The organism is Vreelandella indica, from assembly GCF_037070225.1.
Lineage (GTDB): Bacteria > Pseudomonadota > Gammaproteobacteria > Pseudomonadales > Halomonadaceae > Vreelandella > Vreelandella arctica.
On the sequence record NZ_JBANSO010000034.1, the window covers coordinates 1 to 18406 of the forward strand.

The 18406-nt window shown below is 53.9% G+C and carries 15 protein-coding genes; 7 read left to right on the forward strand and 8 right to left on the reverse strand.

Features of this window, described 5'->3' with window-relative positions; translation table 11 throughout:
- Window positions 1–103 precede the first annotated feature (103 nt).
- From V8L71_RS18240 to V8L71_RS18265, 6 genes are all read right to left on the reverse strand, one after another.
- Window positions 104–952: a 2-hydroxyacid dehydrogenase gene (locus V8L71_RS18240; RefSeq protein ID WP_336275043.1), complete on the reverse strand. Its 849-nt coding sequence runs from the start codon at window positions 950–952 to the stop codon at window positions 104–106.
- Window positions 945–1874, reverse strand: coding sequence for a dihydrodipicolinate synthase family protein (locus V8L71_RS18245; RefSeq protein WP_336269534.1), 930 nt, complete (start codon window positions 1872–1874; stop codon window positions 945–947). Before V8L71_RS18245 ends, V8L71_RS18240 begins: the two co-directional genes overlap by 8 nt.
- Before the next feature lie 28 nt (window positions 1875–1902).
- Complete coding sequence (locus tag V8L71_RS18250; protein ID WP_336269533.1) at window positions 1903–3024, reverse strand: mandelate racemase/muconate lactonizing enzyme family protein; 1122 nt, start codon at window positions 3022–3024, stop codon at window positions 1903–1905.
- Window positions 3025–3051: 27 nt separating this feature from the next.
- Window positions 3052–4557 (reverse strand): tripartite tricarboxylate transporter permease, encoded by a 1506-nt coding sequence (locus tag V8L71_RS18255; protein WP_336275044.1) that lies wholly within the window; start codon window positions 4555–4557, stop codon window positions 3052–3054.
- Between the two features lie 101 nt (window positions 4558–4658).
- Window positions 4659–5162: a tripartite tricarboxylate transporter TctB family protein gene (locus tag V8L71_RS18260; RefSeq protein ID WP_336275045.1), complete on the reverse strand. Its 504-nt coding sequence runs from the start codon at window positions 5160–5162 to the stop codon at window positions 4659–4661.
- 48 nt (window positions 5163–5210) lie between these two features.
- Window positions 5211–6182: a tripartite tricarboxylate transporter substrate binding protein gene (locus V8L71_RS18265; protein ID WP_336275046.1), complete on the reverse strand. Its 972-nt coding sequence runs from the start codon at window positions 6180–6182 to the stop codon at window positions 5211–5213.
- Window positions 6183–6390: 208 nt separating this feature from the next.
- Here V8L71_RS18265 and V8L71_RS18270 point away from each other — a divergent pair, with 208 nt between their 5' ends.
- Both V8L71_RS18270 and V8L71_RS18275 read left to right on the forward strand, forming a co-directional pair.
- On the forward strand, window positions 6391–8178 hold the full coding sequence (locus tag V8L71_RS18270) for an IlvD/Edd family dehydratase (protein ID WP_336275047.1): 1788 nt from the start codon (window positions 6391–6393) through the stop codon (window positions 8176–8178).
- A gap of 59 nt (window positions 8179–8237) precedes the next feature.
- On the forward strand, window positions 8238–8939 hold the full coding sequence (locus V8L71_RS18275) for a GntR family transcriptional regulator (protein ID WP_336275048.1): 702 nt from the start codon (window positions 8238–8240) through the stop codon (window positions 8937–8939).
- Window positions 8940–10034: 1095 nt separating this feature from the next.
- On the opposite strand, the gene V8L71_RS20790 is transcribed toward V8L71_RS18275, so the two are convergent.
- Window positions 10035–10163, reverse strand: coding sequence for a transcription termination/antitermination NusG family protein (locus V8L71_RS20790; RefSeq protein WP_431313195.1), 129 nt, complete (start codon window positions 10161–10163; stop codon window positions 10035–10037).
- 193 nt (window positions 10164–10356) lie between these two features.
- On the opposite strand from V8L71_RS20790, the gene V8L71_RS18280 reads away from it, so the two are divergent.
- From V8L71_RS18280 to V8L71_RS18295, 4 genes are read left to right on the forward strand one after another with little or no spacing between them, the layout of a single operon-like run.
- Window positions 10357–12114, forward strand: coding sequence for a type I secretion system permease/ATPase (locus V8L71_RS18280; RefSeq protein ID WP_336275049.1), 1758 nt, complete (start codon window positions 10357–10359; stop codon window positions 12112–12114).
- On the forward strand, window positions 12111–13490 hold the full coding sequence (locus V8L71_RS18285) for an HlyD family type I secretion periplasmic adaptor subunit (RefSeq protein ID WP_336275050.1): 1380 nt from the start codon (window positions 12111–12113) through the stop codon (window positions 13488–13490). Before V8L71_RS18280 ends, V8L71_RS18285 begins: the two co-directional genes overlap by 4 nt.
- 8 nt (window positions 13491–13498) lie before the next feature.
- Window positions 13499–14971: a TolC family outer membrane protein gene (locus V8L71_RS18290; RefSeq protein ID WP_336275051.1), complete on the forward strand. Its 1473-nt coding sequence runs from the start codon at window positions 13499–13501 to the stop codon at window positions 14969–14971.
- Window positions 14972–15029: 58 nt separating this feature from the next.
- Window positions 15030–16361, forward strand: a complete 1332-nt coding sequence (locus tag V8L71_RS18295; RefSeq protein WP_336275052.1) for an undecaprenyl-phosphate glucose phosphotransferase — start codon at window positions 15030–15032, stop codon at window positions 16359–16361.
- A gap of 11 nt (window positions 16362–16372) precedes the next feature.
- Here V8L71_RS18295 and V8L71_RS18300 read toward each other — a convergent pair whose 3' ends face one another.
- A complete protein-coding gene (locus V8L71_RS18300) occupies window positions 16373–17302 on the reverse strand; it encodes a glycosyltransferase family 2 protein (RefSeq protein ID WP_336275053.1) in 930 nt (309 codons plus the stop codon).
- Window positions 17303–17421: 119 nt separating this feature from the next.
- Between V8L71_RS18300 and V8L71_RS18305 the strand changes: the two genes are divergently transcribed.
- Complete coding sequence (locus V8L71_RS18305) at window positions 17422–18366, forward strand: glycosyltransferase family 2 protein (RefSeq protein WP_336275054.1); 945 nt, start codon at window positions 17422–17424, stop codon at window positions 18364–18366.
- The last annotated feature ends 40 nt before the right edge of the window (window positions 18367–18406 follow it).

An 18406-nucleotide genomic window follows, 5' to 3' on the forward strand; every position in this document is an offset into this window, starting at 1 on the left:
ACTTCTTCAGGACGGCTGCTTTACGCTCTGCAGAATAACGTGGCACAAGGGCTCCATGCCGCTCCCTCTGGATTAGATTTAGGCGATATCGCCAACCGGACAACTAGGCTGACAGAGGGGGCGAACTGGATGGGAGAGGTTCTTCGGCGAATACGTCTAGTCCAGCGGCACGTATTTGGCCGGAGTGGAGTGCCTCGATCAGTGCTGGCTCGTCGACCACTTTACCTCTCGCTATATTGATTAGGGCAGCCGTCGGTTTCATGCGTGCTAGGGCATCGGCGTCAATTAAGTGATGTGTATCGTTGTTGTAGGGCACGCTAATGCAGACGATATCCGCTTCGGTTAACAGGTCATTTAGCTCTCGCCTTTGCGCCCCTAAGTGCTGTTCAAGGGCAGGTTTAGAGGAAGAGGCTGTGTAGAGGATAGGCATGCCAAAACCCAGCGCCCCACGCCGGGCAATCGCCGCACCAATACGGCCTGCACCCACAATGCCGAGGGTTTTGCTGTGTACATCCACTCCGAAGTGCTCGGCACCGATATGTGCACGCCAGCCACCCTCACGAACCAGGTTGGCTAGTTCGACTAGCCGACGCTGGGTCGCCATGATTAACGCAAATGCCGTATCGGCGGTGGTTTCAGTCAGCACATCGGGCGTATTGCAGAGCAGAATGCCGCGCCGGTTAAGTGCCTCAAGAGGCAGGTGGTCATAACCCACTGAAATGGTGGAAACCACTTGTAGCGCTGGTGCCTCGGCCAACATTGCCTCGTTGAGTTCCAGCTTGCCGCCAATTAGGCCATGAGCCTTGGAAAGCGCTGCCATAAAGTCAGCGCGGTTTGATTCGTCCACGTCCTCGAAGTAGTCGACCTCGGCAACCTCGGAAAGCGCCTCAAGCTGAGCCTCACTGAGCCGTCGTACGGCGACAATACGCCACGATTTTAATTGCTCAGCCATGGTTCGCCTCATCTACGCCTTCCATCTGAAATCCTGTCGCTTTAAGCGAAGACACGAGTTCAGACGCACGCTGCTCCTCCAGCTCCACTAAGGGCGGTCGCACACGCCGCCAAGCGTCTTTTCCTGAGAAATAAGCTGTTGCCGCCTTCATGGCAGGGATCAGTGGGTACTGTTCAAACAGGTCACGCACAACGTTAAGGCGCTGTTGACGCTCGTCGGCATCGTCCGCCTGCCAATGCCTTGCCACCTCAACGATGGCCGCCGGATTGACATTGGCAGTGGCACTAATGCAGCCAGCACCCCCTGCCCGAAGGGTATCCAGCAGGTATCGTTCGCTGCCGGCATACACAGCAAAATCTTCCCCACCAAAGCGCTCTATTAAGGCTTGGGTGTGTGCCCAGTCTCCGCCGCTGTCCTTGATGCCGGCAATAATGCCCGGGAAAGCGTCACGTAAACGCTCGATCAGTTCAAACGAGAGCGGGACATGAGTGACAGGTGGGATATGGTAGAGGTAGATCCGTAGGCGCGAATTTGCGACACGGTTGATCACCTCGCTGTAGTAGCGAAACAAGCCTTCGTCGCTAACGCCCTTATAATAGAAAGGCGGTAGCATCAGCACACCGGCACAGCCAGCGTCCACCGCCTCGCGTGTCAGCGCCACGCAATCATCAATTGTACAGCTCCCGGTGCCGGGCATAATCCTGGAGGGATCGACACCGCCATCCACCAGCGCTTTTAACAGCGTCTGCTTTTCAGACACTGTCATTGAATTGGCCTCGGAATTGGTACCGAACACGGCCAAGCCAACGCCATTTGAAGCCAGCCACTGGCAATGCGCTACAAAACGTTGGGTATCCGGCGCCAAGTCGGCGCCAAAGGGGGTAATGACGGGTGACCAGACGTCTCCACTCAATTGTGACATGACTTTCTCCTTATTGTTTATTATTCAATTAGTGCCAAGGCTCGATGGCGTAGCGCTCAAGCGCAGCCTGATCAAATCCGAAGCCAAGGCCAGGAGCGGTGGGCAGCAGCAGATGCCCGTCGGCAAACTCTAACTGCGTATCCACAAGCCGCCTGAAGTTAAGCACCTGATCGTCGGCAAAGAACTCAACCATTTTTACGTTGGGCGCCGATGCCACCAGGTGGATATGCAAGTCGTGGAACCAGTGCGGATAAATATCCACTCCATAGCTGGCAGCCGTTGCGGCGATACGCCGAAACTCTGTGATGCCTCCACAAACCGCCGCATCGGTCTGCAAAATCATGGCGGCTTCTTTGTCCAGCAGCTCCTTGAAACGCCAGCGGCCTGCTTCAATTTCGCCGGTGGCCACCGGAACTGGGGTGCGCTCCGCCAAGCGGCGATGATTGTCGATGTCATCAGGACTGAAAGGCTCCTCGATCCAGAACGGATTATAGGGCTCGGCCATTCGCATAAAGGCCAGTGCCGACGGCAGATCACGCCAGGCATTGTTGGCGTCCATCATCACTTGCACATTAGGACCCACTGCCTCACGCACCGCCGCCAAACGTGCCTCCTCTCCAGCCAAATCTTCTCGGCCCACTTTCATCTTCACTGCGGTGAAGCCCTTTGCTACGTAGCCGGCCATTTCTTCACCAAGCATCGCGGGAGTTTTGCCGTCCAGGTAGTAGCCCCCACTGGCATAAGCCGGCACGCTGTGGGTATCGCTGGCGCCCAAATACTTATAGAGCGGTAGGTTTGCGGCGCGGGCGTTACGATCCCATAACGCTGTATCCAGAATGCTGATGGCGCGCATTACCGAACCGCTGCGACCATGCAGCAGCGATTCCTGGTACATTGCCTGCCACAGTGCTTCGGTGGCATGAGCGTCCGCCCCCAACAGCACCGGCTTCAATAGCTCCCTTACTGCATTAGCTACTAGTGAGCCAGCATTGTTGCCGCCATAGCAAAATCCAATGCCTATATGGCCATCATCGCCAACCACTTCGACGAGCACATAATCACGCTTGAGTACCTGACGATTGGAAAAGCTAGTGGGGTTATCCAGCGGTACATTGACCGTTCGAGCACGCACTTCGGTTATCGTTGTCATGATGAATCCTCGAATTAAGTGTGGGGGTTATTCGGTCTGAGTTCGTGGGCGCAGTGCAGACCGCACCCAGCGGAAGAAGGGTGTCGCTTGGAGTACTGAGAGGGCGGCAATGCAGAGAAGCACGACAGCGATAGGGCTGGTCAAAAAGATGCTCAAGTTGCCTTGCCCGATTAGCATCGATTGCTGGTAACTGGTCTCCATGACTGGGCCGAGAATCAAACCGATTACCATTGGTGCTGGTGACACACCTGCTTTATTCATCCAATAGCCAAACAGACCGAAGCCCAGCATCAACCCAACCTCAAACAAGCTGTTATTGATAGCAAAGGCGCCAATCACGCACAGCGTAATGATTGAGCAAGCCACAAAGCTGTCTGGTACACGTGTCACACTTACGCAGAGTCGGGTAAACAGCAGCCCCACTAGCAGTAGGCCAATGTTGGCAATAATCACCGCCCAGATCAGGGTATAAGTGACATCTCCATAGTCCGTGAGCAGGTTAGGCCCCGGTAGAATACCCTGGACCATTAGCGCACCGAGCAGAATGGCGGTAGAGGAACTGCCAGGAATGCCCAAGGCAATAGTGGGTATCAAAGCACCGCCCACTACCGCATTGTTAGCCGCTTCAGGTGCCGCCACCCCAGCGATGTCCCCCTTGCCAAAGCGGCTCTTATCTTTGGCAAAGCGTTTGGCTTCGTTGTAAGCGAACCAACTGGCAGTATCACCGCCGGTACCCGGTATGAGGCCGGTAATGATGCCGATGCCACTGGAACGGAAGATATTGGGTAACAAGCGGCGTATCTCAGCGAGCGGTGGAATCAACCTATCGGTGATTTTGCTTGCCACCTTCTGGGCACCATGGGCATTCTCGATCAATATCAACGCCTGTGGGATCGAGAACAGACCGATAAGCGCTACGGTAAACTCGATACCCGAGAACAAGTTAATGACATCGAAAGTCATCCGTGGCGTGCCGGTGATCAGATCCATGCCTACCGTGCTCAACAGTAGACCCAAGGTGCCCGAGAGCAGACCACTGATTACCGAACCTTGTGATAACGATCCAATGATGGTGATGCCCAATACGGCGATCGCAAACAGCTCGATAGGGCCAAACTTGAGCACCAATACGCCAAGTAACGGCGCCGCAGTGAGCAATGCGATGCCACTCAAAAGGCCACCGATAAAAGAAGCGAAGAGCGACACACCTAACGCTCTCCCGGCCTGGCCCTGTTGCGATAGCGGGAATCCATCGAGAACTGTCGCTGCGGCCGAGGGGGTGCCGGGCGTCTTCAACAAAATAGCGGCGATTGAGCCACCGTAGGAGGCGCCCACATAGAGTGAGGCCAACATGCTAAGACCCGACGCGGGGTCCATGCCAAAGGTGAGGGGTAATAGCAGCGCCAGCGCCATGGTCGCTGAGAGCCCTGGCATGGCACCCACGAACAGCCCCAGGAGGGTACCGCCCAGGATCAGGGCAATGTTGGTGAACGACATGACGTTGGTCAGGCCCACCAAAACAAGATTATCCATATGACTAGACTCCAGAAGCCTGCGTCAGGCACCCACCCCCAGCACGTTATTATTGCTTGCTAAGCAATACGAACCGGGGACAAGAAGTGCTCTAATTGTCGTTATGAGGAAAATTGGGGCGGCAGTAGGGGGACAGGTAGGCCCAGAAAGCCAATGAAAACCGCACATACCACCGTGATCAGCAGCACGATGCCTATGGCGGCGAAGCGCCATGAAACATGCCCGATCATCGCCAATGCCACGACCATGAAGCCAACAGTGGCGATCAGGTACCCCAATATCGAAATGCTATAAAGGTAGGCCGCGGCCAGCAGGAAGGTCAGCATGGCCTTCCATGGCTTGCGGCGCCTAGCCTGACCGTTCACGGTTGCCTCCTCCGAAAGGGCATTATGAGTAGAGGTTGCTGCTCCATCAGCCGACATCTGGCGACGCCGCCGGATACTAAATACCTCCTGACCCACCATCGCAGCTCCTAATAAGGCCACAACAACCGAATAGATAAGGGGCATGTTCGCCGCCTTAGCGGGATAGCCCATCGCAGTGATATAAAAGGTCGCTGCAATGCCAATGGCAAAAAAACCCAAGACCAGACGACTTATGTTCATTTCATACCCCTTTGTCGATTCGCCATTTCCCTCTGCCGGTGCAACGACTTACTGGTTGACCTCATCTTTGACATCAGCCCAGATCTCTTCGAATTGGCCTTCCATGTCCTGCATCATCTGGCCGTAGTCGTCACCGGTCTGGATGTCGAGATTCATGGCACGTTCCTGAGCCGTCTGCTGGAACTCCTCGTTATCTTTTAGGGCTTCAAAGGCAGCAATAAGCTCATCGCGTGCTTCATCAGGAATGTCTGCGGGTGCGCTGTAACCGCGTGAAGAGCCAGCCACGACATTAATATCTTTCTCAATCATGGTGGGCACATCAGGCAGGATATCCAGACGCTCTTTGGTGAAGACGGCGAGAGGGCGCAGGCTGCCCGACTGGATGTGGCCATAGACATTACCAAGGTTATTGAAACTGGCGTCGACCTTGCTTCCCAAGGCTGCTGTTGCGGAGGGCCCATCGCCCTGGAAAGGGACTTTTTGGAAGGACAGCCCCGTTGCCTTCTCAATCATGATGGTCGAGAAAAAGTCATCTCCACCGACGCCTGAGTTTGCCACCGTAATCTGGCCCGGGCGTTCCTCGGCAGCAGCGAGAAAATCTTCCACTGTTTGATAGGGGCTGTCTTCCGGCACCACGATAACGCCTGGGTCGGTTACCACGTTGGCGATGGGTGTAAGCTCGTCGATTGAGTAATTAATAGCGTCATTCATGATGTAGTTCGTCATAAGCATCGGGGTATTGGTGATGCTAATGACGCTGCCATCATTTGCCGACTGTTGGGTTAGGCGGGTCCAGGCAATCGCGCCTGTGGCGCCGGGAATGTATTCATTAATAAATTCCACGCCCAGGGATTCTCGCAAAAATGGTTGGGTCAACTGAGCCAAGGTATCGCTACCTCCACCTGCCTTAAATCCTTGAAGCACCTTAATCTCATCGGCTGCTGAATACTCCGCCTGAGCGGCGCCTGAAAGCATCAGGGCGGATAGTAGGGACGCTGTGTAAATGCTACGGATTTGCATTGTTATTTCCTCAAGTGCTGTTTGTCGTTGTGATGCACATGGTTGCGCAAGGCGTGCTTGCACTATCCAACGTAGTTGCATATCAATAATATTGTCAATAATATTATTAATAATCTTGCCAGCTAGATTTATACCGCCTAGCCTAATGATCAAGAACCGTCTTTACGGACCCCTCCGAGAAACCGCGAACAAAATAGAGGAAACCGCAATGAGCCAGAACTTTAAAAACAATAGCAACGGCAAAGAGCGTCATGAATCGACATCTGAAGGCCCTACCTTGGGCATGTCCAATCGACTAACCAACTATGGTGATGCAGACTTTTCGCTCTTTCTGCGCAAGGCCTTCATCAAGGGCATGGGTTATACGGATGATGCACTCTCGCGTCCGGTCATTGGGATTGCCAATACCTACAGTGGCTACAATGCCTGTCATGGCAATGTGCCTGGATTGGTCGAGAGCGTTAAGCGTGGCGTCATGCTCGCTGGCGGGTTACCGGTAGACTTTCCCACCATTACCCTTCATGAATCTTTCGCTAACCCCACCAGCATGTACCTGCGTAACCTTATGGCATTGGATACGGAGGAGATGATTCGTGCCCAGCCGATGGATGCCGTGGTACTGATCGGCGGTTGCGATAAAACCGTACCCGCACAGCTGATGGCCGCCGCTAGCGCCGGTGTTCCGACAGTTCAAGTCGTTACCGGGCCCATGCTTGCAGGCTCACACCGTGGTACGCGCGTAGGAGCCTGCACTGATTGTCGCCGTTACTGGGCCTCCTACCGTGGTAATGACATCGACGAAGCGGAAATTAACGAAGTCAACGACAAGCTGGTCCCTACCGTGGGTACTTGCTCGGTAATGGGCACCGCAAGCACCATGGCCTGCCTAGCCGAGACACTGGGAATAATGCTGCCCAATAGCGCCACCGCCCCGGCCGTCTACGCTGACCGGCAACGCATTGCCGAGCAGTCAGGCGCCCAAGCCGTCGCGCTTGCCCACGCAGGCGTTACTCCAGATCAAATTCTCACCCCTGAAGCTTTCGAGAATGCCCTGCGTGTACTGCTCTCCTTAGGCGGCTCCACTAATGCCTTGATTCATCTGACCGCTATCGCAGGGCGCTTGGGCATCGACATTGATCTTGAGGCATTTGACCGAATGAGCCAGGAAACCCCTGTACTGATGGATCTCAAGCCATCAGGAGAAGGGTACATGGAAGATTTGCATCGAGCAGGCGGCCTGCCCACCTTGCTACGTGAGTTAAAACCGTTGTTACACTTGAACGCCATGACCATCAATGGCCATACCCTGGGTGAAAATATCGATGCCGCCGTCCATCTCATCGACCAAAAAGTCGTGCGGCCCATGCACAGCCCGGTCTACGCTCAGGGGGGCATAGCCGTATTGCGTGGCAACTTGGCACCGTCCGGCGCCATTATTAAGCAGTCAGCCGCCTCGACCGAACTTATGACACATCGCGGTCGTGCTGTCGTGTTTACGGGGCTAGAAGACCTGGCGAACCGCATCGATGATCCAGATCTGGATGTGCAAGCTGATGACGTGCTAGTACTACAGAATATCGGTCCCAAGGGAGCACCGGGTATGCCCGAAGCGGGATACATCCCGATTCCCAAGAAACTCGCCGCTCAAGGCGTCAAAGATATGGTGCGCATTTCCGACGGACGCATGAGTGGCACTGCGGCAGGCACTATCGTGCTCCACGTCTCCCCAGAATCCGCTGAGGGCGGCCCACTTGGGTTGGTGCGCGATGGCGATTTCATATCGCTGGATGTTGCTAACAATCAGTTGAACCTAGAAGTGGATAACAATGAGCTTGATGCTCGACGCCAAGCCTTCAAGGGTGAGGAGGGCGGGGCACCCCTATTGGGCTATCGACGCCTGTTTATGGAGCAAATCCTTCAAGCCGAGGAGGGCTGCGATTTTCGCGCTTGCCGACCTGAACCTACGTGCCGGATACCGAGACAGCATGAAGCCTGAAAGCGATTTTGATACACTTACTTTCCTTGTGCACTGCAATGAATGCTGAGAAAGCCATCATGAACCGAACTGTCCAGCCGCTCACCGCAAGTGGCGCCGTGACTAAATCCGCTACATCTGCAAATGGTGTCGATGACATCGTGAGCGCTGTAGAAGAGGATATTGTGCTCGGCCGATTGCACCCGCGTGAGCGGCTGGTCGAAGAGGCCATGATGGAGCGCTTCGACTGCAAACGACACGTTGTTCGCCAGGCTCTCTTCCAACTCGATACCATCGGTTTAACTGAGCGCATCAAAAACAGAGGTGCTTTCGTCAGGAGCTATCCGCCGGAAGAGGTCGAGGATATCTACGCTATGCGCGAGATTCTCGAACTAGCGGCAGTCAGTAGGCTGCCATTGCCGGCTCCGCAGGAATGGCTTACAGAGCTTGAGGAGGTTCATCAGTGTCACAGCGAAGCTGTGGACGCTCACAACCTTAGGCAGGTGTTTCATATGAACATCGCTTTTCACCGCACCTTATTCAGAGCCTGCGGGAATGAATACTTGTACGCTACCATTAATGAATTCGCTCAGAAGGCGCATGGCATCCGCTTCATCGCGATTACGGATCGCGATGCTCTAGCTCAAGCCAGAAATGAACACCAGTTGATGATTGACGCCATTCGCGACGAAGACCGCGAACGCCTGTCTGAGCTGTGTCGCCAGCATCTACTACCCTCCAAAAACCGCTACTTAGAACTTTATTCTGGAACTCAAGATTAAATGGCTCAGCTTGTAGAAACTTGTGTGTCTTAGCTACGTTTAAAAATTAGCTACGTTTAAAAAGTCGTCAAACATCATAAAGCCCAGCCGGTCGCTGGGCTTTATCTTATTGATGGATAGAATGCTGCGGATTTTTTAGATGTTTGCCTGCCATGCAGCCAGAGCCTCAGGGTTTAGGTCGATCATCATAGTTGTTGTTAGAGTGTCGCTCTGTCGAATTGCGCGGAGTGTCCTGCGGCTCTTGTGTGTTCGGTTCGGTGCACTTAACATTTCAGTATCAGAGGCTTTGATTAAAACAGCCGAGCAACCTACGCATTGGCATGATGCTTGATACGCTAGTGGCGATGGCATCTTCCCCTTCGGCCCCGCAGACATGGCGCAATAGCGCCTCCAAACCTTCCGGTTTAAACATCCAGTGTGGAAAATGCGCCTTATTTGGGTGCCAGCACATGGCTATGAATCAGCCCTAGCGTATGCGCATAGTGCCGCAGTAACGTGCTTGGCTCTCGATGCCCGATCCACTTGGCAACATGCAACAATAAAGAGCCTCTTTTAAGCGTGTCGTGCCTCTCGGCGCCACAGAAGTATCTCAAAGTATCTCGCAAAGACATCGGCTGAAACATCCAATGATGACAATGCTGAAGCGAATCCCTGAAATCGTCGTGCTGCGCAGCATGCAACCTCAGCAGCGTCCAGGATACAGCGGCATGGCGCAGACCATGGAAATCAATATCTTCGCCAAGTAAATAAGCACCATGGCCTTCTCTTCGCTTTTTTTTGGTTGAATAGCGCCTTGCTGAAGACGGCTTCTGTGCCTGCAAAGGGACCGGTGTCTACATTCACCGTTTCGCCGAGCCGTATCACTAGGTATTAGTTCTCAGGTGGGGCAGCGTGCTGGGTGTGGTCCTGTAAGGCGGCGATGAACTCATCGGCCACCTTGGCAGGCGTAAGGTCAAAGCTGAAAAGCTGACCAGTTTAGTGCCCCCCACGTGTTGAGCGAATGGGGCGCCAATCACTATTGGCTTGGTTAAGGCGTAGTAAACAGGTAATAGGGGAGAGGGGCTCTGTTATCCACTGCAAACGGCCTTGGCGCTTTTAGCGCAAACGGAGCGTAGGGTGAAAGATTTCAAATCCCTGGTTGGCTAAATTTTCAGCGGCATGAAAGGACTCCCCACCCTTGCAATGAACGGCATACCAGCTGGTGTTCGTTTGTTTCTGCTCCATTGCGGTTAGTCTACCGCCAGAGGGGTCATGGATGATGCTTTCATATAGCTTTCAAGTGGTTGGGTGTATATTGTTGCGCTTTAGGTCGTCCTAAAGGGCGGTTAAGCGGCCTACCCCCTTTGGTGCTCTTCTGTTATGCTGCGGCATTCTTTTTCTGCGCTTGACGCCTCTTCGATTCAACGGTGAACCCTTCATGGCAAAGCAACAGGAAGCAACGGATTTGCAACGGGCATTGAAAGCCTGCAAAGGTTCGTTCTTATCGGTGGGCTTTTTCAGTATGTTTGTCAACTTACTGATGCTTGTTCCGCCCTTATACATGCTCCAAGTTTATGATCGGGTGCTCTCCACCCAGAGTGTTGATACCCTGGTAATGCTCACCCTGGTGGTGGTGTTCCTCTTTATGATCATGGGGGGCTTAGAGCTTGTACGCTCGCGCATCTTAGTGCGCGTTGGTAACAAACTAGATACCACCATTAACGAACGCCTGTATGGCGCCATGTTCCGCCGTAGTTTAGTAGCGCAGGGCGGCCAAAGCGCTCAACCACTGAGCGACTTGACCAGCCTGCGCCAGTTCCTAACTGGAAACGGCCTGTTTGCCTTTTTTGATGCGCCCTGGGTGCCCGTTTACCTCGGCGTACTGTTCATTTTCCACCCCTGGTTAGGCGTGTTTGCCACCTGTGCGGGCATTATTTTGCTAGGGCTGGCCATCGCCAATGAGAAAGCGACTAAAAAGCTGCTCGCCGAAGCCAACAGCGAACATATCCAAGCGCAAAACCTCGCCAACTCCAATTTACGTAACGCCGAAGTGCTGCATGCCATGGGTATGTTGCCGGGCATTATGGGGCGCTGGTCCAAGCGTCATCACGAATTCCTATCGAAACAGTCCCAGGCCAGCGACCGAGCGGGCGCCTTAACCAACACCTCAAAAGTGCTTCGGTTACTATTCCAATCCTTGATCTTGGGCTTGGGTGCGTTTCTAGTGCTTCAAGGCGAAATGACCCCCGGCATGATGATTGCCGGCTCCATTCTAATGGGCCGTGCACTGGCACCTATCGACCAAATGATTGGTGGCTGGAAAGGCTTTGTCAGCGCACGCGGTGCTTACGAGCGCTTAAATGAACTGCTGACGCAGATCCCCGGTGAAGAGCGCAAAATGTCGTTGCCTGCACCGCAAGGCGTGGTGGCGCTAGAAGGCGTAGCCGCCGCACCGCCAGGGTCGCGTATGGCGACCATTCGCGGCATTAATTTCAGCGTACCGAAAGGCGAACACGTGGGCATTATCGGGCCCAGCGCCGCGGGTAAATCCACGCTAGCGCGGGTGCTACTGGGTATTTGGCCCTCACAAGTCGGCGATGTACGCCTGGATGGCGGGGTAATTACCCAGTATAACCGTGACGAAATTGGCCCCTATATTGGTTACCTGCCCCAAGACATCGAACTGTTTGACGGCACCATCAGTGAAAACATTGCCCGTTTTGGCAACATAGACCCGCAGAAAGTAGTAGACGCCGCCAAGAAAGCCGGCGTGCATGAAATGATTCTGGAACTGTCCAACGGTTACGACACGGTCATTTCCTCCAATAGCGGCGCGCTCTCCGGTGGTCAGCGTCAGCGGGTGGGGCTGGCACGAGCGTTGTATGGCAACCCAGTGCTTGTGGTATTGGATGAGCCCAACGCCAACCTGGACGAGGCCGGTGAACGAGCGTTAGCCATGTCGATCGCCCAGTTGAAGGCCGAAGGCGCCACTCTGTTTGTGATCAGCCATCGCACCAGCGTGTTGAAGAATATGGACAAGCTGCTGGTGATGAAAGAAGGGCAAGTCAGTATGTTTGGGCCGCGCGACCAAGTACTCGCCCAGTTTGCCAAAAAGCCGCGTGAGCAAGTCAGTCAGCAAAGCACTGCCCGTCTCTCAGCCATCTCCGGTGGCCGTGGTAACGAGGAGAAGTCATGAGCGACGAAAAGAAGAGCAACCTTCCATCATCTGAGATCGACGTCACCCCCAAAGGGCCGATGACGATTGACGGGGAGGCCAGTGAAAAGCTGCCAACCAGCGACAAAGGCTACCGCAAGCTGGGTTATGCAATTCTGTTTGTCGCACTGGGCGGTTTTATTTTATGGTCCGCCACGGCTTCACTCGCTATTGCCGTGGTCGCGCCGGGTAGCGTTTCGATTGAGTCTTTCAAGCGCACCGTGCAACACTTGGAAGGCGGTATCGTTGAGCAGCTGCTGGTGGAAGATGGCGACAAAGTAGAAGCCGGTGACACGCTGGTCGTGCTAAGTGATACCCAGGCTGGCTCGCAGCTTGCTATTGCCCGCTCTCAATATTTGATAAACCGCGCCATGGAAGCCCGCCTGCTCGCCGAGCAAGAAGGCGCGGAAATGATGGAAATTCCCGACGATATTCAAGACACCGATAACCCGCGGGTTCAGCAAGTCATCGCCGTTCAGCAAAGCCTGTTCGCCGCCCGGCGTCAGTCGCTGAAAAGCACGCTGGAAGCGCTGGACGAGCAAAGTGTGCAAATGCGTGAACAGATCGAAGGGCTGGAAGAGCGTATCAGTGTCAATAAGCGCCGCGTTAGCTCATTACGTTCAGAAGCTGAAGACTTCCGCTCGCTCTACCGTGAAGGCCTGGGCGATAATCAGCGCCTGCGTGAGTTAGAGCGCCAAGTGCTTCAGTACGAAGGCGACAACGCTGAGTTCCGCGCCAATATTGCCCAACTGCGTTCGCAAATTAGCGAAAACAGTATGGAGCGCGAAATCCAGCAACAAGAGTTCCAGAAAGAAGTCGGCGAACAGCTACGCGACGCCCAGGCGCAAATTGCCGAAGCAGAAGAGCAGATTATCTCGCTACAAGACCAGGTAGAGCGCGCCGTGGTCACCGCCCCAGTCTCAGGCACCGTAGTAGGCCGCCAAGTGCATACGGTAGGGGCCGTTATTCGCGCGGGTGACACCATTATGGATATCGTCCCCTCTGATGAAGGTTTTGTGGTAGAAGCGCGCATTCCCACGCGTGATATCGACAATATCCATATCGGCCAATTTGCCGAAATTCGCTTCAGCGCCTTCAATCAACGCCTAACCGATGTGATTGATGGCGAAGTTATTCACGTTAGCGCGGACAGCTTTGAAGACGAAGCCACGGGGGAGCAGTATTACCGCGCGCGGGTACGTGTCACCGAAGAAGGCTACACGCAAATGAATGAACAGATGCAGCTACTCTCTGGTATGCCCGCAGAGGTAATGCTACGCACAGGTGAACGCACCTTTGCTAGCTACATCGCCAAGCCCATCACCGATATGCTGGCGCGCGCTCTACGAGAGGATTAATAACTAGGATGTTGCTAATTAAAACTGCCAAAATTGCCCCCCTCGCGCTTGCTATTAGCCTGCTGTCGCCGCTGTTGTATGCACAGCCCGTCGATACACAGCAGGACACGCCAGCAGGTAATGCGGCGATGGAAGAATTAGCGGGATTGGATCAATCCGCGAATGTGCCCGCAGAGTTACCCTCGCTGCCCGCCTTGTTTGGGCGGGCGCTTGAGCATGATGCTGATCTCACGCGCCAACGCTATGAGTTGGAAGCCACGCGGGAAGAAATCCCTATGGCGCGCTCGCAGCTGTTGCCGCAAGTAAGCGCCACGGGTGGCTATCTCTGGCAAGACTCCACCAATATTCAAACCTCACCCGACGACTTTGGCCTTGACCAACCAGCGCAACGCCCCGGTGAGATTGAAGAAAACTACTGGCAAGTGCAGCTGCAGCAGCCTCTGTTTAGTTTAGAGCGCTGGCGCGGCATGGATGTTGCCGATGCCCAAGTAAATGCCGCCGAGCTTCAACTGGCAGTGGTCGAGCGCGACCTGGCGCTGCAGGTGAGTGAAGCTTACGTGCAAGCCTATTTAGCCTCTCAGCGCCTCGGCTTATTAGAGTCTCAGCAAGCGTCGCTGGAACTGCAGGTTCGCCAAGCGCAGCGTGCCTATGACCTAGGCGTGGGCGACCGCATCAACCTGCTGGAAGCCCAGTCACGTTTGGATCAAGCTATTTCAGACGCCGTACAAGCGGAAAACGAGCTTGATAATGCCATGAGCACGCTAGAGCGCCTTACTGGCACACTGCCCGAGTTTCGTGGCTTAGCGATTGGCGAGCTATCGGAAGTAACGCTAACAAGCGAATGGGGCGAACAAGAGGACTGGTTATCTCGTACAGGGCAAAACCTGGATGTTTTGTTAGCGCGCCAAGAGCAGCGTATTACAGAAGCGGATGCCAGCACCCGTCGGGCGGGCTACTACCCAGAAGTAAATCTAAACTTGAGCTATTCAGACCGCACCAGTGATGATGAGCTGCGCGAAAGTGAAGATTACCGCGCCGGTGTCGAAGTGAGTGTGCCTATTTACCGCGGCGGTTATACCACTGCCAATGTCAGGCAGGGCGAAAAAAGCATCAACGCCAGCCAGGCAGCCTTTGATAACCAGCTCAATCTCGCCGGGCAAGAAGTGCGTCAGCGGCTACGCTCATTAAATGGCCATGTACGCCGTATTGAAGCGCTCAAGCAGGCCATCGCCTCAAGCCAACTGTTTCTGCAAGCGGCCGAGCGTGGCGAACAGCTAGGGCTACGCGATTTAGTGGACGTGCTGGACGCCCGTGCCAGCCTCTATGATCAGCGTATTCAATATGTGGATACGATTGGTGAATACGCCCTAGACAGCCTGGCACTGCAGTCAGCCATTGGGGAGCTAGGTAGTGATGACCTGGGTAATGTAATGGTGTTACTGCTATCGTTAACAGATCTAACCGCTACCACCTCAGGATAAACCTAACCTCATGGCAGCGTTAAAAGGTACGCAAAGCAACGACTGGCTACGGAGAGCCATGCGTTGCTTTGACGCAGCTATCGCCATCATTGTGTCGTGGTTAATTTTGTGGGCCATGTCTCACATTAACTACCGTGAAGATGACTACCTCTTTCTAATGGTCATTGGCAGCCTGCTGCTTCCCGCGATTGGTGAGCTGTTAGGGCTTTACCAGCCATGGCGGGGGCGTAGTCTGTTCAGCATGCTGGGCGTATACGGCCTTAGCTGGCTGGCAACCATCGTATTGCTGAGTCTATTGCTGGTCGCTACTCAAAATACCCAAAATTTCTCGCGGCTTTGGATGGGGGTGTCGTCGGTAGCCGTGTTGATCACCGGCAGCGCAATGCGTGCTGCGCTGTATATTTATCTCAGGAACCTCCGCGCCAAAGGCAAAAACCGCAAACGTATCGTTATTATTGGCCGAAGTAGCAATATTGAGCGTCTGGAAGACCATCTCAATGCCATGGTATACGCGGGCTATAAGTTGCAAACTGCCTACACGGATGATGACTCTGATCACTTTCATAAGCAGCTAAACACGCTGGCCCAAGAAAGCTCTTTTGAAAGAGAATTTGATGAAATTTGGCTCACCTACCCACTAAGCGACGGCGATAAAGTGCGTTTGGTCTCCGCCAGTTTGATTAATATTCCCGTCAATGTGCGTTATTTCCCCGACCTTTCTGATATTCGCCTGCTAAACCACCGCATGGCACAGGTGGTTGGGCTATATTCGCTAGAGCTTAATTACAGCCCCTTGGACAGTAGCCCATTAAGGCTTATAAAAAATCTGGAAGACCGCTTGCTAGGCGGGCTGATATTTATTGTTTTTCTACCGGTGATGTTATTAATTGCTGGGTTAGTCAAGTGGAAGATGGGCGGGCCGGTACTTTTTAAACAACATCGGCATGGTATTGATGGCAAATGCTTTCGGATCTACAAATTTAGAAGCATGAGCGTTCACAAAGCCAACAGCACCCAGCAAGCCTGTCAAAACGACCCACGCATTACACCGCTAGGCGCTTTTTTACGTCGCACAAGCCTGGATGAATTGCCGCAGCTCTATAACGTACTGCAAGGTAGAATGTCGCTGGTAGGACCACGCCCTCACGCGCTGGATCACAACAAGTATTACCAAGGCGTTATTCAAAACTACATGCAGCGCCACCGTGTAAAGCCCGGCATGACAGGCTGGGCGCAGATAAACGGCTACCGCGGCAACACCGACACCCTAGAGCAGATGCAAAAACGGGTAGAATACGACCTTTATTACATTGATAACTGGTCGTTGGGTTTTGATTTAAAAATATTAGCCATGACGCTCTCGCGCGGGTTCATTAACTACCAACCCTAGGCGGCTGAAGGCTAATGCCAGTAATGGCTATGCATAGAAAGCCAGCGCTTTAATCTCAGCGGCAGCTTATTTTCCGCTTTACCAAACCGATAGCCCACATACTTTAATACCGTACGCAGCGCTGCTTCCGGCAGCCGCCACGGCGCCTCGCGTAATAGATAACGCATTTCCGAACGCACAAACCGCCCACCTTCACCTTCAGCCTTGCCCAGCCAATCCAATAACCACGCCTCGCGGTGATGAAGTACACCAATATCGAAATAACGCTGAAACTCCTCCCGCACCGAGTAGTTATGGGAGTGGAAAACACGGGCTTTGGCGCAATAGGCGATTTTCCAGCCGGCTTTTAATAACCTGGCACCCGCAATCATGTCTTCACTAAGAATGGTGCCTTCAGGAAAACCATCAACGTCCAACAGGGCGTCGCGGCGGTAAGCCGCGAAGGAGTTAGAAAGAAACGCCGTTTTAATACCCAAGCGTGGGATATCCGCATCATCGACCACGCGCGACGTGGCAGGATAGTTAAAGTAACGCGCATGCTTTGAAATAGGGGTGGCATCAAGATGGGGCAACTGCCTGCCAAACGCGGCCCCCACGTTCGGGTCATCAAACGCCGCTACCAGCTGGGAAAGTGCTGCCGGGTCTGCTACCAACGCATCCTGGGTCAGAAAAATCACGATATCGCAGTCGCTTAAATGAGCAAGTGCACGCTGGCGTGTGCCCCCGTGGTCAAACTCACAACGCTCAATCACCATTACCTCAAGCCCTGCCTGCTGGGCTGCTTCGGCCGTCCCATCGTCAGAAGAAGAGTCCACCACCAAAACGCGAAAATCCGCGGCCGCAGGCGCAATGCAGGCAAGCCAATGATGCCACATGGGGCCAGCATTTAATGTGGGGACACACACACCCACAGAAGAGCGAAGGGGAACTGCAACGGGCATAAATCAGTCAAGCTCAAGGTAAGTGAATGGCGTCTGCCTATAAAAAACCGGCAGGCATCTGCGTATACTACCCGCTGGTCAGCTGACTGACACGGAGCAATCGCGTTTTGAGTACAAGTATGGAAACGGTCACCCCGCCTCTAACCCCTCATGTTGCCATTTTAATGGGAACCTATAACGGTGAAGCTTATCTATCAGAGCAGCTAGATTCGATTGAGCGGCAGCAGCACACGCACTGGACACTGCATGTCTCAGACGACAGCCCCCAAACCGGCACCTTCAACATATTGAAAGCCTACCAGCAGCGCTGGGGAGAGCAGCGTCTGAAAATTTATCAAGGCAAGCAACAAGGGTTTGCTACCAACTTTATGTCGCTAGTTCGCAACGGGGCGATTCAAGGCGACTATTACGCCTTTGCTGACCAGGACGACCGCTGGTACCCCGAAAAACTTAAAAGGGCGGTAGCGATGCTATCAGCGGGTAACGCTAGTCAACCTAGGCTGTATACCGCGAGATCGCGGCTGGTGGATGAGGAAGGCAAGCCAACGGGCTACTCAACGCTGCAAAAGCGCCCCGCCAGCTTTGAAAACGCCCTGGTACAAAACATAGCCAGCGGCAACACCATGGTCTTTAACCAGGCCGCGCGCGGTTTCCTGGTGCGCTCCCCTCATGGGGAAGATACGGGCTTACACGACTGGTGGTGTTACCTGTTGATAAGCGGGTGTGGCGGCAACGTGGTTTACGACAGCAACGCCTGTTTAGATTACCGCCAGCACGCCAGCAACCTGATCGGCATGAAGCGCGGAATGAAAAGCCTATTAACGAGAATGCAACACCTATGGCAAGGAGGCCACCGTATCCAAATTGAACGTAATTTAACCGCACTCATGGCGCACCGGGAATGGCTTGAACCCCAGCACCAAGCGAGCTTCGACCGTTACCGCCTTTCACGCCAGGGCAACCCATGGCAACGCCTACAAGGGTTAATGCAAGCACGTGTTTACCGGCAAACATGGCAGGGTAATGCCGCTATGCTAGTGGCTGCTCTTCTTAACAAAGGGTGACTGAGGTAACATCTGCGCCTTTATTTCTGCCTGGAGCAAA

Coding starts and splice junctions, on each gene's coding strand:
- V8L71_RS18240 (WP_336275043.1), bottom strand. CDS start 952: ATGGCTGAGCAATTAAAATCGTGGCGTATTGTCGCCGTACGACGGCTC.
- V8L71_RS18245 (WP_336269534.1), bottom strand. CDS start 1,874: ATGTCACAATTGAGTGGAGACGTCTGGTCACCCGTCATTACCCCCTTT.
- V8L71_RS18250 (WP_336269533.1), bottom strand. CDS start 3,024: ATGACAACGATAACCGAAGTGCGTGCTCGAACGGTCAATGTACCGCTG.
- V8L71_RS18255 (WP_336275044.1), bottom strand. CDS start 4,557: ATGGATAATCTTGTTTTGGTGGGCCTGACCAACGTCATGTCGTTCACC.
- V8L71_RS18260 (WP_336275045.1), bottom strand. CDS start 5,162: ATGAACATAAGTCGTCTGGTCTTGGGTTTTTTTGCCATTGGCATTGCA.
- V8L71_RS18265 (WP_336275046.1), bottom strand. CDS start 6,182: ATGCAAATCCGTAGCATTTACACAGCGTCCCTACTATCCGCCCTGATG.
- V8L71_RS18270 (WP_336275047.1), top strand. CDS start 6,391: ATGAGCCAGAACTTTAAAAACAATAGCAACGGCAAAGAGCGTCATGAA.
- V8L71_RS18275 (WP_336275048.1), top strand. CDS start 8,238: ATGAACCGAACTGTCCAGCCGCTCACCGCAAGTGGCGCCGTGACTAAA.
- V8L71_RS20790 (WP_431313195.1), bottom strand. CDS start 10,163: ATGGAGCAGAAACAAACGAACACCAGCTGGTATGCCGTTCATTGCAAG.
- V8L71_RS18280 (WP_336275049.1), top strand. CDS start 10,357: ATGGCAAAGCAACAGGAAGCAACGGATTTGCAACGGGCATTGAAAGCC.
- V8L71_RS18285 (WP_336275050.1), top strand. CDS start 12,111: ATGAGCGACGAAAAGAAGAGCAACCTTCCATCATCTGAGATCGACGTC.
- V8L71_RS18290 (WP_336275051.1), top strand. CDS start 13,499: ATGTTGCTAATTAAAACTGCCAAAATTGCCCCCCTCGCGCTTGCTATT.
- V8L71_RS18295 (WP_336275052.1), top strand. CDS start 15,030: ATGCGTTGCTTTGACGCAGCTATCGCCATCATTGTGTCGTGGTTAATT.
- V8L71_RS18300 (WP_336275053.1), bottom strand. CDS start 17,302: ATGCCCGTTGCAGTTCCCCTTCGCTCTTCTGTGGGTGTGTGTGTCCCC.
- V8L71_RS18305 (WP_336275054.1), top strand. CDS start 17,422: ATGGAAACGGTCACCCCGCCTCTAACCCCTCATGTTGCCATTTTAATG.